Origin of the sequence: Polynucleobacter bastaniensis (genome assembly GCF_018882205.1) — a bacterium.
GTDB classification, from domain to species: domain Bacteria; phylum Pseudomonadota; class Gammaproteobacteria; order Burkholderiales; family Burkholderiaceae; genus Polynucleobacter; species Polynucleobacter bastaniensis.
Genome location: NZ_JACVOU010000005.1, coordinates 35960 through 50576, shown reverse-complemented (window position 1 = coordinate 50576; position 14617 = coordinate 35960). Strand labels below are relative to the sequence as shown.

Annotated in this window: 12 protein-coding genes; 11 read left to right on the top strand and 1 reads right to left on the bottom strand. The window is 46.7% G+C overall.

Features of this window, described 5'->3' with window-relative positions; translation table 11 throughout:
- Positions 1-226 precede the first annotated feature (226 nt).
- From carA to ICN22_RS09570, 4 genes are read left to right on the top strand one after another with little or no spacing between them, the layout of a single operon-like run.
- Entirely contained in the window at positions 227-1420 is a 1194-nt protein-coding gene (gene carA / locus ICN22_RS09585) for a glutamine-hydrolyzing carbamoyl-phosphate synthase small subunit (protein ID WP_216170968.1), read from the top strand.
- Positions 1420-4683, top strand: a complete 3264-nt coding sequence (carB, locus tag ICN22_RS09580) for a carbamoyl-phosphate synthase large subunit (RefSeq protein WP_216170564.1) — start codon at positions 1420-1422, stop codon at positions 4681-4683. The genes carA and carB overlap by 1 nt, the downstream gene beginning before the upstream one ends.
- A gap of 19 nt (positions 4684-4702) precedes the next feature.
- Positions 4703-5179 carry a transcription elongation factor GreA gene (gene greA, locus ICN22_RS09575; protein ID WP_215306640.1) on the top strand — a complete coding sequence of 159 codons (477 nt, stop codon included), beginning with the start codon at positions 4703-4705 and terminating at the stop codon, positions 5177-5179.
- A 17-nt stretch (positions 5180-5196) separates the two neighbouring features.
- Positions 5197-5682, top strand: coding sequence for a DUF4149 domain-containing protein (locus ICN22_RS09570; protein WP_216170562.1), 486 nt, complete (start codon positions 5197-5199; stop codon positions 5680-5682).
- Positions 5683-5789: 107 nt separating this feature from the next.
- On the opposite strand, the gene ICN22_RS09565 is transcribed toward ICN22_RS09570, so the two are convergent.
- Complete coding sequence (locus ICN22_RS09565; RefSeq protein ID WP_216170560.1) at positions 5790-6416, bottom strand: YhbY family RNA-binding protein; 627 nt, start codon at positions 6414-6416, stop codon at positions 5790-5792.
- Positions 6417-6554: 138 nt separating this feature from the next.
- Here ICN22_RS09565 and ICN22_RS09560 point away from each other — a divergent pair, with 138 nt between their 5' ends.
- The 7 genes from ICN22_RS09560 to pstA all read left to right on the top strand — a co-directional run bounded on the left by ICN22_RS09560 (position 6555) and on the right by pstA (position 14584).
- Positions 6555-7229 carry an RlmE family RNA methyltransferase gene (locus tag ICN22_RS09560; protein WP_216170558.1) on the top strand — a complete coding sequence of 225 codons (675 nt, stop codon included), beginning with the start codon at positions 6555-6557 and terminating at the stop codon, positions 7227-7229.
- 127 nt (positions 7230-7356) lie between these two features.
- Positions 7357-9234, top strand: a complete 1878-nt coding sequence (gene ftsH, locus ICN22_RS09555; RefSeq protein ID WP_216170557.1) for an ATP-dependent zinc metalloprotease FtsH — start codon at positions 7357-7359, stop codon at positions 9232-9234.
- A 4-nt stretch (positions 9235-9238) separates the two neighbouring features.
- Positions 9239-10111 (top strand): dihydropteroate synthase, encoded by an 873-nt coding sequence (gene folP, locus ICN22_RS09550; protein ID WP_369411588.1) that lies wholly within the window; start codon positions 9239-9241, stop codon positions 10109-10111.
- A gap of 52 nt (positions 10112-10163) precedes the next feature.
- Positions 10164-11507 (top strand): phosphoglucosamine mutase, encoded by a 1344-nt coding sequence (gene glmM / locus ICN22_RS09545; RefSeq protein WP_216170555.1) that lies wholly within the window; start codon positions 10164-10166, stop codon positions 11505-11507.
- A 115-nt stretch (positions 11508-11622) separates the two neighbouring features.
- On the top strand, positions 11623-12645 hold the full coding sequence (pstS, locus tag ICN22_RS09540; RefSeq protein ID WP_216170553.1) for a phosphate ABC transporter substrate-binding protein PstS: 1023 nt from the start codon (positions 11623-11625) through the stop codon (positions 12643-12645).
- A gap of 86 nt (positions 12646-12731) precedes the next feature.
- Positions 12732-13721, top strand: a complete 990-nt coding sequence (gene pstC / locus ICN22_RS09535; RefSeq protein ID WP_216170551.1) for a phosphate ABC transporter permease subunit PstC — start codon at positions 12732-12734, stop codon at positions 13719-13721.
- The gene (gene pstA, locus ICN22_RS09530) at positions 13718-14584 is read left to right on the top strand and encodes a phosphate ABC transporter permease PstA (protein ID WP_216170549.1); all 867 of its coding nucleotides are present in this window, start codon (positions 13718-13720) and stop codon (positions 14582-14584) included. Before pstC ends, pstA begins: the two co-directional genes overlap by 4 nt.
- Positions 14585-14617 lie beyond the last annotated feature (33 nt).

Here is a 14617-nt window from a genome sequence, read left to right as displayed (position 1 = left end):
AAAATAAGCCCCTTGGTCGTGTGACTCAGGGGCTGATTACCTTGCAAGCCCAATTGCCTGGGAATCCAAGGGTTTATAGGCAAAACTGGTATGATTCAGAGGTTCAAAACTTAATAAATTACCCTAGCGCTTAAAGACACTCACCTCCCGCACAAACAGTCCTGGGTTGGTCTTTTTGGGGTGTTGAGCGTCGGATGGAGCAGGGACTGGAGATGGTTTGTCACCCTTGCTTCCTTCTTTTCCTCCCGCCGTGTTGGCTTTAGCTGACGGCACTATATTTTCAGGTCTTAGTATTGGCGCCCCTGGCGAAACTACCGGCGAAGTTGTTTTCAATACCGCACTTACTGGCTATCAAGAGATCATCACTGATCCAAGCTACTCACGCCAAATTGTTACCTTAACTTATCCACATATCGGCAACGTTGGGGTAAATAGTCAAGACGCTGAGTCCGATCAGATTCATGCGGCTGGCTTGGTTGTGAAAGATCTTTCTAAGCGTGTCTCGAATTTCCGCTCTGAAGAAACTCTGGATAGCTACCTCACAAAAGCAGGGGTAGTAGGCATCTCTGGTATCGATACCCGCAAGCTCACTCGTATCCTGCGCGATAAGGGCGCTCAGTCTGGCGCGATTGTGGCTGGCAAGCTGGGTGATAACGTAGAGACCCTAGGCAAGAAGGCCTTAGAGTTGGCCAAAGCCTTCCCGGGTATGGCTGGTTTAGATCTGGCTAAAGTGGTAACAACAAAAACCCCACACCAATGGCGTGAAGCTGAATGGGACCTGCATGGCCCTGATGACAAACCTGCCTATCGCTCTTTAGATGTCAGTAAGCCAATCAAAAAAGTCCTTGCCTATGACTTTGGTGTGAAGCGCAATATCTTGCGCATGCTTACTGAGCGTGGTTGTGAGTTAACCATTGTTCCTGCGCAAACTACCGCCGCCGAAGTGTTAGCAATGAATCCAGATGGTGTGTTCTTCTCAAATGGCCCTGGAGATCCCGGTCCTTGTGATTACGCGATTGCTGCTGCTAAAGAAATTATCGAAAAGGGCATTCCGACTTTTGGCATTTGCTTGGGTCACCAAATTATGGGCTTAGCTGCTGGTGCTAAAACCTTGAAGATGAAGTTTGGTCACCATGGCGCAAACCACCCAGTAAAAGATTTGGATACGGGACGCGTAGCAATTACTTCTCAGAATCATGGTTTTGCTGTTGATGCCAATACTTTGCCTGACAACATTCGTGTCACGCATGTTTCTTTATTTGATGGATCACTACAAGGTTTGGCTTGGAAAGATAAGCCCGCTTTATGTTTCCAGGGGCATCCTGAGGCCTCACCAGGCCCTCACGATATTGCCTATTTATTTGATCGTTTTGTGGAGCTCATGAATGTTGCCGCTGTTGGTAATAAGGGAGGCAAATAATGCCTAAGCGTAGCGACATTAAGAGCATCCTGATTATTGGCGCTGGTCCAATTGTGATTGGACAAGCCTGTGAGTTTGATTATTCTGGTGCGCAAGCTTGTAAAGCGTTGCGTGACGAAGGTTACAAAGTGATTTTGGTGAACAGCAACCCTGCCACCATCATGACTGATCCTGAGATGGCAGATGTGACATACATCGAGCCAATTACTTGGGAAGTAGTGGAGCGCATTATTGCCACTGAAAAACCCGATGCCATTTTGCCAACGATGGGCGGTCAAACTGCTTTGAACTGCGCACTCGATTTACATCGCCATGGTGTTCTCGAGAAATACGGTTGCGAACTGATTGGCGCCTCGCCAGAGGCGATTGATAAAGCGGAAGACCGTCAGAAGTTTAAAGATGCGATGACCAAGATTGGTCTGGGTTCTGCGAAGTCTGGGATTGCGCACTCCATGGATGAGGCGCATGAAGTACAGCAACGCATTCAGAAGGAGACAGACAGTTTAGGTTTCCCAGTAGTCATTCGGCCTTCATTCACGATGGGTGGATCAGGCGGTGGTATCGCGTACAACCGTGAAGAATTTGAAGAGATTTGTAAACGCGGTTTAGATTTATCGCCAACCCGTGAGCTCTTGATTGAAGAGTCTCTCCTAGGTTGGAAAGAGTTCGAGATGGAAGTGGTGCGTGACCGTGCTGATAACTGCATCATTGTGTGCTCAATCGAAAACTTAGACCCGATGGGTGTGCATACCGGTGATTCGATCACGGTTGCTCCTGCACAAACCTTGACGGATAAAGAGTATCAAATTTTGCGCAACGCCTCGATTGCCGTCTTGCGTGAGATTGGTGTGGATACTGGTGGTTCAAACGTGCAGTTCTCAATTAACCCTGTTGATGGCCGCATGATCGTCATTGAGATGAACCCCCGTGTTTCTCGATCATCTGCCTTGGCTTCAAAAGCAACTGGTTTTCCAATCGCCAAGATTGCTGCGAAGTTAGCGGTAGGCTACACCTTAGATGAGCTGAAGAACGACATCACCGGTGGCGCTACTCCAGCATCCTTTGAGCCATCAATCGATTACGTGGTCACGAAGATCCCTCGCTTTGCCTTTGAGAAATTCCCGCAAGCAGATTCTCGTTTAACTACACAGATGAAGTCTGTAGGCGAGGTGATGGCCATTGGTCGCACCTTCCAAGAGTCTTTCCAAAAAGCGCTACGCGGTTTAGAGGTTGGTGTTGATGGTCTTGATGAAGTTTCTACAGACTTAGACGACATCATTCAAGAAATTGGTGAGCCAGGCCCAGACCGCATTTGGTATTTAGCAGACGCTTTCCGTATGGGCATGGGCTTGGATGAGGTTTACAACGAGACTAAGGTTGACCCTTGGTTCTTAGAGCAAATCGAAGAACTCATCACCATGGAGACTGAGCTCAAGCAGCGCAAGCTCGATAGCTTGTCAGCGCCTGAGTTGCGCTTCATTAAGCAAAAAGGTTTCTCAGATCGTCGCTTAGCGAAATTATTGGGCGTAGATGCTTCTTCCGTTCGCGCAGCACGTCACCGCCTTAAAGTAGTGCCAGTCTACAAGCGGGTAGATACCTGTGCTGCTGAGTTCTCTACGAACACGGCGTATCTGTATTCAACCTACGAAGCAGAGCATGGCGAGTGTGAATCTCAGCCAAGTACTAAAGACAAAATTATGGTTTTGGGCGGCGGTCCTAACCGTATCGGTCAAGGTATTGAGTTTGACTACTGCTGCGTACACGCAGCCTTAGCAATGCGTGAAGATGGTTATGAAACCATTATGGTGAACTGCAATCCAGAAACAGTTTCTACTGACTACGATACATCTGACCGTCTATATTTTGAGCCATTGACACTAGAAGATGTTTTAGAGATCGTCGCCATTGAAAAGCCAAAAGGCGTCATCGTTCAGTATGGCGGTCAGACTCCCTTGAAATTGGCTTTGGATCTTGAGGCCAATGGCGTACCAATCATCGGTACATCACCAGACATGATTGATGCAGCAGAAGACCGCGAGCGTTTCCAGAAGCTATTACATGAGTTGAATTTGCGTCAGCCGCCGAATCGCACCGCCCGTGCAGAAGATGAGGCTCTGAAGCTTGCTGAAGAAATTGGTTACCCATTGGTAGTACGTCCTTCCTACGTATTGGGTGGCCGCGCGATGGAAATCGTTCATGATGGCCGTGATCTTGAGCGCTATATGCGTGAAGCGGTCAAGGTTTCTCACGACTCACCAGTCTTGCTAGATCGTTTCTTGAATGACGCGATTGAGTGTGATGTAGATTGCATTAGTGATGGTCAGCAGGTATTTATCGGCGGTGTGATGGAGCACATTGAGCAAGCCGGTGTTCACTCAGGCGACTCTGCTTGTTCATTGCCGCCATACTCCTTATCGGATGAGACGATTGCAGAAATCAAACGTCAAACTGCGGCGATGGCTAAAGGTCTGAACGTGGTGGGTTTGATGAACGTGCAGTTTGCGATTCAGCACGTCGATGGTAAAGACGTCATTTATGTGCTCGAGGTAAACCCGCGCGCTTCTCGTACCGTGCCATTCGTATCAAAAGCAACGGGATTGCAGTTAGCCAAGATTGCAGCTCGCTGCATGGTGGGTCAAACTCTGGAGCAGCAGGGCATTCTGAATGAAGTAAAGCCAGCTTATTACTCAGTAAAAGAAGCTGTATTCCCGTTTAACAAGTTCCCAGGTATTGATCCGATCTTAGGACCAGAGATGCGCTCAACTGGTGAGGTCATGGGTGTTGGTAAGACTTTCGGTGAAGCGCTCTTCAAATCCCAATTAGGTGCCGGAATTAAATTGCCTAAGAGTGGCACTGTATTGTTAACTGTGAAAGATAGCGATAAACCTAAAGCAGTTGAAGTGGCTATGCTTTTGCATCAACTGGGATTCCCTATGGTTGCTACTAAAGGTACTGCTGCAGCGATTGAGGCGGCTGGCTTACCAGTGCGCGTAGTTAACAAGGTCAAGGATGGTCGTCCACACATTGTTGATTTGATAAAGAATGGTGAGATCTCCCTGGTATTTACCACTGTTGATGAGACGCGAACCGCAATTGCAGATTCACGCTCCATTCGTACTAGCGCTCAAGCTAATAATGTGACTTACTACACCACAATTAGTGCGGCACGTGCGGTGATGGACGGTTTATTGGCTTCGCAAAATGGCAACAAAGAGTCGCTTGAGGTGTATTCATTGCAAAATCTACACAAGACTCTCAATTAAATTACATGAGGTAAGAAGCATGAACACAATCCCTATTACTAAACGTGGCGCAGAGCTCCTCAAAGAAGAGTTACATCGCCTAAAGCATGTAGAGCGCCCATCTGTGATCAATGCCATATCTGAGGCGCGTGCTCAAGGTGACCTTTCTGAGAATGCGGAGTACGATGCTGCCAAAGAGAAGCAGGGCTTTATTGAAGGTCGGATTCAGGAGCTTGAGGGTAAGTTATCCGCAGCGCAAATCATTGATCCAGCAACTTTAGATGTGAATGGTCGTATCGTATTCGGTGCAACCGTTGATCTTGAAGACCTAGAAGATGGCACGAAGCTGACTTATCAAATTGTCGGTGATGATGAGGCCGATATTGCGGTAAATAAAATCTCGATTAGCTCACCTATTGCTCGCGCCTTAATTAGCAAAGAAGAGGGCGATGTGGTTGCAGTGCAGGCTCCTGGCGGTAATCGCGAAGTAGAGATTCTCGCGGTTCGTTACATCTAATATAAAGCAGGGCTGATATGCAGACTTTAGAGACCCCAAAGCACCTAGTGGCTCAAAGACTCTTTATTGTGATTGCTGGTTTATGGGTAGGTAGTCTCCTCACTGTGGGCTACTTAGTCGCCCCAGCTATCTTCAGCACAATGACTGATCGTCAAGCTGCCGGAATGGTTGCTGGCAGCATCTTTAAATTAGAGGCTTATCTTAGTTTGATTGTGTGTATTGGTCTGATGGTTCTAGCCAATCTCCTCGTGAATCGCGGTCTCAATCAATTCAAGATCATTCGCTGGATCTTGTTGGCAATGTTGCTGTGTGCAATCTCAGCTAGCTTTATCTTGATTCCCTGGATGAATACCTTGCGAGATGATGCCCTCCTTCAAGGCATACCAGTCATGCTCTCCCCCTCAGCCACCTTGTTCGGAAGGCTGCATGGCGTCTCCAGCATTCTGTTTATGCTGCAAAGTCTTTTGGGAATCTTCTTAGCTTGGCGACTGACTAAGAGATAGATCAAAGAGATAGATCAAAGAGTAAGTCAAAAGTAAGTTAAAAAGTAAGCAATAAAAAACGCCGACTAGCGACGTTTTTAACTACAGCACTTTTAATCCTCTGAAGATCAAGAGCCCAATGATTTCTTCTTGGTGCTGCTCATGCGTACTTTGCGTTTCTTGATGGGAGCGGGTGCTGCAACTGCCTTGCGGTAACCCGGAGATGACCAACCAATTTTTGATTCAGCAGCATCAGCACGTAGAACCCGTTTCTTGGGGGCAGCGTTTTTGACTGCGGCTACTCTTTCAAAAGGGGATTTACTTGCTGCTGAGCGTCGATCTGATCTCTCGGAAGTGCTAGTGCGAACACCAGCTTTCGCTACCACGCGATTTGGTTGGCGCTTAGTGCGCGGCGCTTGTAATGTTTTCTTGGTTTGCTTGCTAGATCGGCTCAAATTGACGAGTGCTGCATCGACAATATCAATCGGCTTCCAGAGCACCAGTAATTTTCCAATGTGCTGAACGGGTGCAGCACCCAGTTTGTCGCAGAGCTCTTCATAGATAGCAATACGCGCTTCACGATCATCGTCAAAAACACGAACTTTAATCAAGCCGTGATGAGAGATGGCTGATTTAGCCTCTTTAATCACCGCAGGGCTCAAGCCATCGCCACCAACCATGACGACTGGGCTGAGCCCATGAGCGTCAGCTTTAAGGGATTTGCGTTGTCCGGGAGTAATAGTAAGTGCTGTCATGGGCATGATGATAGAGCATTAGGGCATGTAAAACAGGGCTTTCGGCCTTGTATGAGTCAATATCAAGATGTTTCCAGTCGATTCTTTTTGCCTTGTACAGCATAAACAAGGAAAATAGACGACGAAAGTGGGTAAGTTGTGGCAAAGAATAAATTTAATAAAAGTTGGTTGCAGGATCACCTCAATGATCCGTATGTGAAGATGGCCCAAAAAGAAGGTTATCGCGCACGAGCAGTCTATAAGTTGAGCGAAATAGATGAGCAGGACCGACTCATCAAGGCGGGTATGACCATTGTGGATCTCGGGAGCGCTCCCGGGAGCTGGTCTCAGTACGCTCGTAATCGCTTGACTGAACTTGGTAAAAATAACCCCAATATTGAATCTGGCAAGCCGGACGGAATCATTATTGCGATCGATATTCTGCCGATGGAGGATATTGCGGACGTTTCCTTTATTCAGGGAGATTTTCGTGAGGATGAGGGTTTAAAGGCGCTAGAGGCGCTTTTACCCGCGAATGCAGATGGAAAAGTCGACTTTGTGATGTCCGATATGGCCCCTAATTTATCCGGAGTAGGGGTTGCAGATGCTGCCCGAATGGCCTTTTTGGCCGAAATTGCCTTGGATTTTTCGGTTCAGCACCTCAAGTCTGATGGGGCTCTATTGATTAAGTGCTTTAACGGCAGCGGCTATAGTCAGATCGTCGAATCCTTTAAAAAGGTCTTTAAAACAGTAGCTTCCAGAAAGCCAAAAGCCTCTAGAGCCAAGTCTTCAGAAATCTTTTTGCTCGGCCGAGACCTTAAATCACTCAAATAACCCCCCAAAAGAAGGGGTTTATAAAATAAATTAGCTCTTCGCTATTGAAAAAGCCTAGTAGTAGAATCAAATACTTAGGTATAGCAATCCGCTTTAACTCCCGGATTAATCCGGCAAAGGTCTCCTTTTGAATAGCAATATGTTGCAAAAAATCGGCGTGTGGCTCATTGTGGGTTTAGTCTTGTTTACTGTTTTTAAACAGTTCGACAAGCCAAAGGACCAGAATCAAGTCACGTATTCTCAATTCATGGACGATGCCAAGGCAGGCAAAGTCAAGCGAGTGGACGTGCAAGGTCGCACATTGCAAGTGACTCCAAACGACGGCAACAAATATTCAATCATTTCCCCAGGGGATATTTGGATGGTTGGCGACTTGATGAAGTTTGGTGTTCAGGTGACTGGTAAAGCAGATGACGAACCGAATATGTTGGTTTCTGCTTTGTATTACCTCGGACCTACTTTATTGATTATTGGTTTCTGGTTCTTCATGATGCGTCAGATGCAAGGTGGCGGTAAGGGTGGTGCATTCTCCTTCGGCAAATCCAAAGCACGCTTGATTGATGAGAATAGCAATACGGTTACTTTTGCTGATGTCGCTGGTTGCGATGAAGCAAAAGAAGAAGTGTTCGAGATCGTCGACTTCCTTAAAGATCCGCAAAAGTTTCAAAAGCTTGGTGGTCGCATTCCGCATGGCGTATTACTTGTTGGCCCTCCGGGTACTGGTAAGACCTTGTTGGCGCGTGCGATTGCAGGTGAAGCAAAAGTGCCGTTCTTCTCCATCTCTGGTTCAGACTTTGTAGAAATGTTTGTTGGTGTTGGCGCCTCACGCGTGCGTGACATGTTTGAGAACGCCAAGAAAAATTCTCCTTGCATCATCTTCATTGATGAGATCGATGCGGTTGGTCGTCATCGTGGTGCCGGTATGGGCGGCGGCAATGATGAGCGTGAACAAACTCTCAACCAAATGTTAGTTGAGATGGATGGTTTTGAAAGCAATAGCGGCGTCATCGTGGTTGCAGCTACTAACCGTTCCGATGTATTGGATAAGGCCTTGTTGCGTCCAGGACGTTTTGATCGTCAGGTACACGTTGGTTTGCCAGATATTCGTGGTCGTGAGCAAATCTTGCAAGTGCATATGCGCAAAGTTCCCATTGATCCCGATGTGGATGCAGCGGTATTGGCACGCGGCACCCCTGGTTTCTCGGGCGCAGATTTAGCTAACTTGGTTAATGAGTCTGCATTATTTGCAGCACGTCGCAATAAGCGTGCCGTTGATATGAAAGACTTTGAAGATGCAAAAGACAAGATTTATATGGGTCCTGAGCGCAAGTCTGCAGTGATGCGTGAAGAAGAGCGTCGCAACACGGCGTATCACGAGTCTGGACATGCGGTAGTTGCCAAGGTCTTGCCTAAGGCAGATCCGGTCCATAAGGTCACCATCATGCCGCGCGGCATGGCTTTAGGTGTGACATGGCAGTTGCCTGAGTTTGATCGTGTGAACCTATACAAAGATCGCATGTTGGAAGAGTTAGCTATTTTGTTTGGTGGCCGTGCTGCTGAAGAAGTGTTCTTGCATTCAATGAGCACTGGCGCCTCAAATGACTTTGAGCGTGCTACCAAAATGGCACGTGATATGGTCACCCGTTATGGCATGAGTGATAGCCTGGGTACGATGGTCTATGTCGATACCGAGTCTGAAAGTATTTTTGGGCGCAATAGCTCGAAGACAGTTTCAGAGTTGACTCAGCAAAAGGTGGATGCAGAGATTCGTGCCTTGGTGGATAGCCAGTACGCATTGGCAAGATCAATCCTCGAGCAAAACCGTGACAAGGTTGAAGCGATGGTTGCTGCTTTGCTTGAATGGGAAACCATTGATGCTGAGCAGATTACCGACATCATGGAAGGTCGCCCACCACGCGCTCCGAAGCCACCACCAGCAACTCAGTTTGGTAACTCTGCTGGTACGCCGGGTCCTGCTGCCGGGGCTGCCCCAGCAACTGCTTAGCAAGGTGAGTAAGCAAACTCTGCCCGCAACATGGTGTTGCGGGCGTTTTCTTTTTGACTTTAGCAAACGTCAGCGCCCGTTAGTGATGGGCATTCTGAATGCCACGCCAGATTCCTTTTCGGATGGCGGCAAGTTTAGAACCCCAAGTGATGCTATTGCTCGAGCAGAGCGCATGATCGCCGATGGTGCAGACCTCATTGATATCGGTGGTGAGTCGACTCGCCCTGGTGCTGAACCCGTCTCCCTTCAAGAAGAATTAGATCGCGTCTTACCAGTCATAGAAGCTTTAAAAGATTGTGGTGTCGCATTATCAATTGATACCTATAAAGCCGAGACCATGCGCCAAGCTCTTAGTATTGGAGTCGATTGCGTCAATGACATCTGGGCATTGCGACAAGAGGGTGCGGTAGAGGTCATCATCGAGAGTGATCAGCTCAATCCAAATAAGCAGTGCGGTCTTATCCTCATGCATATGCAGCGCGATCCACAAACTATGCAATTTGATCCTGATTATCAAGACGTCATCGAAGAAGTAAAACAGTTTTTGCAAGAGCGCTCACAATTACTACAAGAGAAGGGCGTCGCTCAAAACCGAATCGCCATTGACCCTGGTTTTGGCTTTGGTAAAAGCCTAGAGCACAACCTTAAGATGTTGGCCCATTTTGATCAATTCTCACAGTTAGGTTATGCGGTGCTGGCAGGGATGTCACGTAAATCGATGCTGGGTAAATTAACCGGTCGCGACACTAATGACCGCGTAGCGCCTAGTGTGGCAGCCGCCATTCTGGCTGCCGATCGAGCGGCTCGTATCATTCGCGTCCATGACGTTCAGGAGACTGTCGACTCCTTGAAGCTCTGGGAAGCTATTCAAGGCTAGCTACTTGATAAACCTTGCCAGATAAAAGGTCACAAGTTTTATAATTAAGCCCATGAAAAAACAATACTTTGGCACTGACGGCATTCGCGGTGAAGTAGGGCAATTTCCGATTGTTCCGGAGTTCATTACTCGCCTTGGCTATGCTGCAGGCATAGTGCTGAGTAGCCAGGCAAAGCCTGGAGAGCGTTGCAAGATTCTGATTGGTAAAGATACCCGTGTATCAGGTTACTTATTAGAGGCGGCTTTAGAAGCGGGTTTTGCTGCTGCTGGTGTTGATGTCATGCTATGTGGCCCAATGCCAACCCCTGGGGTTGCTTACCTTACTAAAGCATTGCGTTTATCTGCAGGTGTAGTCATTTCTGCTTCACACAATCCTTATCAAGATAACGGTATCAAATTCTTCTCTGCAGAAGGTGGCAAGTTAAGTGATGAGTTTGAATTGGCTATTGAAGCTGAGCTTACTAAACCGATGGGCTGTGTCAGCTCAAAAGAATTAGGTAAAGCATTTCGTATTGATGATGCTACCGGTCGTTATATTGAGTTCTGTAAATCGACTTTTCCTGGAGAGCTCAATCTTAAGGGAATGAAGTTGGTTGTAGATTGTGCACATGGTGCTGCGTACCATATCGCCCCTCATGTCTTTCATGAGTTAGGTGCAGAAGTCATTTCGATTGGAGTAAATCCGGATGGTCGCAACATTAATGATGGCTTTGGCGCAACAGCCCCAGCCGCATTAATTGCGAAGGTAAAAGAAACTAACGCAGATCTCGGTATTGCATTAGATGGTGATGCCGATCGCTTGCAAATGGTCGATGCCTCTGGCCGATTATTTAATGGCGATGAACTTTTATACGTTCTGGCAAAAGACCGGATTGATCGCGGCCAAGACATTGGTGGAGTAGTTGGCACCTTGATGACGAACTTAGCAGTAGAGAATGCCATTAAAGGTTTAGGAATTGGTTTTGAGCGCGCTAATGTTGGTGATCGTTATGTCTTGGAGTTACTCAAACAACAAGGTTGGATTATTGGTGGTGAAGGTTCAGGTCATCTGCTTTGCTTAGATCAACACTCAACCGGTGATGGCATTATTGCCGCATTGCAGGTGCTGGCAGCGATGAGTCAGGCTAAAAAAGGCTTGGTCCAGTTCTTAGACTCTGTAAAACTCTTCCCTCAAGTACTCCTCAATATCAAATTCAAGTCCGGATATGACTGGAAGTCCGATACCGCCCTCAAATCCCAGATAAGCCAAGTCGAAAGCGATCTCCAAGGTACGGGTAGGGTGCTTATCCGCGCTTCCGGCACAGAACCGGTCCTGCGGGTCATGGTTGAAGCTCAGGACAATAATGTGGCCACGAGCGCGGCTAAAAGTATTGCCGATCTAGTACCAAAATCATAAGTTATTGATTTTATTGTATTAATATCGATTTAGATACTTGTCATAAAAGAGTCATACATACATCGTATCGTCCTCATACCGCAATGTTGCGTAATTTATCTGAGGAACGATTCACATGAACTCATTTTTGAAAAAAGCGTTGCTTATTAGCGCGATTTCATTTGCCCCGGCTGCATTCGCAGCCGACATGACTGGTGCTGGCGCAACATTTCCATACCCAATTTACGCTAAATGGGCTGAAGCCTATAAAGCAAAAACCGGTTCTAACCTGAACTACCAATCTATCGGTTCTTCCGGTGGTATCAAGCAGATCAAAGCAAAGACCGTTGATTTCGGTGCAACTGATAATCCAGTTAAATTTGATGAATTAGAAAAAGATGGCATGGTTCAGTTTCCAGCCATCATCGGCGGTGTAGTGCCAGTGATGAACGTGGATGGTGTAAAGCCTGGAGAGATGAAGTTGGATGGTCCAACCTTGGCTGATATTTTCCAAGGTGTTATTTCTGATTGGGGTGATAAGCGTATTGCTTTGATGAACCCTGGTGTAAAAATCCCTTCTGGCCCAATCACCGTTGTTCACCGTGCTGACGGTTCTGGTACAACAGCGATTTTTACTGACTACTTAGCTAAAACTAGCACCCTCTGGAAAGATGCTGTTGGTGCAGGCGCTTCCGTTAAATGGCCAGCCGCTTCATCTGTTGGTGGTAAAGGCAATGAGGGTGTAGCAGCTAACGTTTCTCGCGTGAAGAACTCAGTTGGTTACGTTGAGTATGCCTATGCCAAGAAAAACAAAATGACTCACATCGCTTTGAAGAACAAAGATGGTAATTATGTTCAGCCTGATGATGTAACTTTTGCAGCTGCTGCTGCTGGTACAGATTGGGCAAAGATTCCAGGCATGGGTACATTTATTACCAATGCTTCTGGTGCTAAGTCATGGCCAATCACTGGTGCATCCTTCATTCTCTTGTACAAGAACCCAGACAACAAGGCGAATGCTGCCGAAGTAATGAAGTTCTTTGACTTTGGATTTAAAGAAGGTAAGAACATGGCCTTAGAGTTGGATTACGTTCCAATGCCTGACGTAACAACTGATTTCATTCGTAAGAACGTATTTTCTAAGGTTGTTACTAAGTAAGGTTGGATGATTAAGATTTCTTAATCATTACTAAATAACAGCCCCATCTAAAGTGGGGCTGTTTCAATATTTAAATAAGCATAATCATGATTGAATCGACCCAGTCTCACTCAGCTCCGACGCCACAGGCGCTTAGCATTGCTAAGGTACAGCGTATTCAGGATTTCCTTTTTCATGGAATTACTCAATTCTTTGCTTTGACTGTCTTAATCACCTTGCTCGGTATTATTATTTCGCTAATCACTAACGCTTGGCCCGCTTTGAGTACCTTCGGCATCGGTTTTTTCTTTAGCGAAGAATGGGATGTCGTCCAGGGTAAGTTTGGCGGTCTAATTGCGATCTATGGCACCTTAGCCACGTCTATCATTGCTTTATTGATTGCCGTTCCTCTGAGCTTTGGTATTGCGGTTTTCCTAACCGAATTATGTCCAAGCTCTCTCCGTCGACCCTTAGGAACTGCGGTGGAGTTGCTGGCAGCTGTACCTTCCATTATTTACGGTATGTTTGGGTTGTTTATTTTTGCACCCTTATTCGCTGAATATGTCCAGCCAGCCTTGGGCGGAACCTTGGGTCAGATTCCTGGTTTGGGTATTCTATTTTCAGGTGCATTTAATGGCATTGGCATTCTGAGTGCCGGCTTAATTTTAGCAATGATGATTTTGCCGTTTATTGCTTCTGTCATGCGCGATGTATTTGAAATTGTTCCGCCAGTATTAAAAGAGTCTGCCTATGGAATTGGTTGTACTACTTGGGAGGTGGTCAAGAATGTCGTGCTGCCTTATACCAAAGCGGGTGTGATCGGTGGAGTGATGTTGGGTCTAGGTAGGGCGCTTGGTGAAACCATGGCTGTAACCTTTGTGATCGGTAATGCACACCGTTTATCGCCATCCTTATTTTCGCCAGGTACTTCCATTGCCTCCACACTTGCTAATGAGTTTGGCGAGGCTGAAGCGGGCAATCATTTATCTTCCTTATTCGCCTTAGGTTTGGCGCTTTTCATCATCACCTTTATTGTGTTGGCATTGGCTAAGTGGATGCTCAACAGTATGGAGAAGAAGCAGGGTTTAAAAACATGAGTAATTTTTCCAATATTGATCTCTCCCTTTTTGCGAAACGCAAACGTGCGAATAAGATCGGGCTAACCCTTTCTATGGGTGCCATGACTATTGGCATGATCTTTTTATTCTGGATTTTGGGTGTGCTGCTGTTCAAAGGTTTTGCTGCCCTCGATATTTCTCTGTTTACGCAAAGCACGCCAGCGCCGGGTTCTGAAGGTGGCGGTTTGGCCAATGCGATTCTCGGAAGTCTCATGATTGTTGCCAGTTGCACATTTATCAGTACGCCAATAGGTGTGCTGGCTGGTTTATATCTTTCTGAATATGGGGATAGAAGTAAGGTGGCCGGGATAACCCGTTTTGTTACTGACATTATGTTATCTGCCCCATCTATTGTGATCGGCTTATTTGTGTATGCGCTCGTAGTTGCCCAAGTGCGTCACTTCTCAGGTTGGGCTGGTACGCTTGCTTTGACTTTAATTGCGGTTCCAGTTGTTGTTCGCACTACGGAGAATATGTTGCGCCTAGTTCCAGGCAGCTTGCGTGAAGCTGCTTATGCTCTGGGTACACCGAAATGGAAAGTGGCTTTTAAAATTTCTTTAAGAGCGGCGCAAAGCGGTGTGATGACTGGTATTTTATTGGCCTTAGCACGGGTGAGTGGTGAAACAGCACCTTTATTGTTTACTGCGCTGAATAATCAGTTCTTCTCGACCAATATGAATGCACCAATGGCGAATTTGCCGGTAGTGATCTTCCAGTTTGCAATGAGTCCCTACGATAATTGGGTAGAGCTTGCATGGGGTGGTGCACTACTAATTACGTTTGCTGTACTGGGCTTTAATATCCTAGCTCGAGTGCTATTTCGCGAGAAGGTCCAGGGATAATGAGTGATATGAAAACAATGTTTGACTTAAACA

What these genes read in the sequence shown, in the direction of transcription:
- carB (WP_216170564.1), top strand. Translation starts at nt 1,420, where the DNA reads ATGCCTAAGCGTAGCGACATTAAGAGCATCCTGATTATTGGCGCTGGT.
- greA (WP_215306640.1), top strand. Translation starts at nt 4,703, where the DNA reads ATGAACACAATCCCTATTACTAAACGTGGCGCAGAGCTCCTCAAAGAA.
- ICN22_RS09570 (WP_216170562.1), top strand. Translation starts at nt 5,197, where the DNA reads ATGCAGACTTTAGAGACCCCAAAGCACCTAGTGGCTCAAAGACTCTTT.
- ICN22_RS09565 (WP_216170560.1), bottom strand. Translation starts at nt 6,416, where the DNA reads ATGACAGCACTTACTATTACTCCCGGACAACGCAAATCCCTTAAAGCT.
- glmM (WP_216170555.1), top strand. Translation starts at nt 10,164, where the DNA reads ATGAAAAAACAATACTTTGGCACTGACGGCATTCGCGGTGAAGTAGGG.
- pstS (WP_216170553.1), top strand. Translation starts at nt 11,623, where the DNA reads ATGAACTCATTTTTGAAAAAAGCGTTGCTTATTAGCGCGATTTCATTT.
- pstC (WP_216170551.1), top strand. Translation starts at nt 12,732, where the DNA reads ATGATTGAATCGACCCAGTCTCACTCAGCTCCGACGCCACAGGCGCTT.
- pstA (WP_216170549.1), top strand. Translation starts at nt 13,718, where the DNA reads ATGAGTAATTTTTCCAATATTGATCTCTCCCTTTTTGCGAAACGCAAA.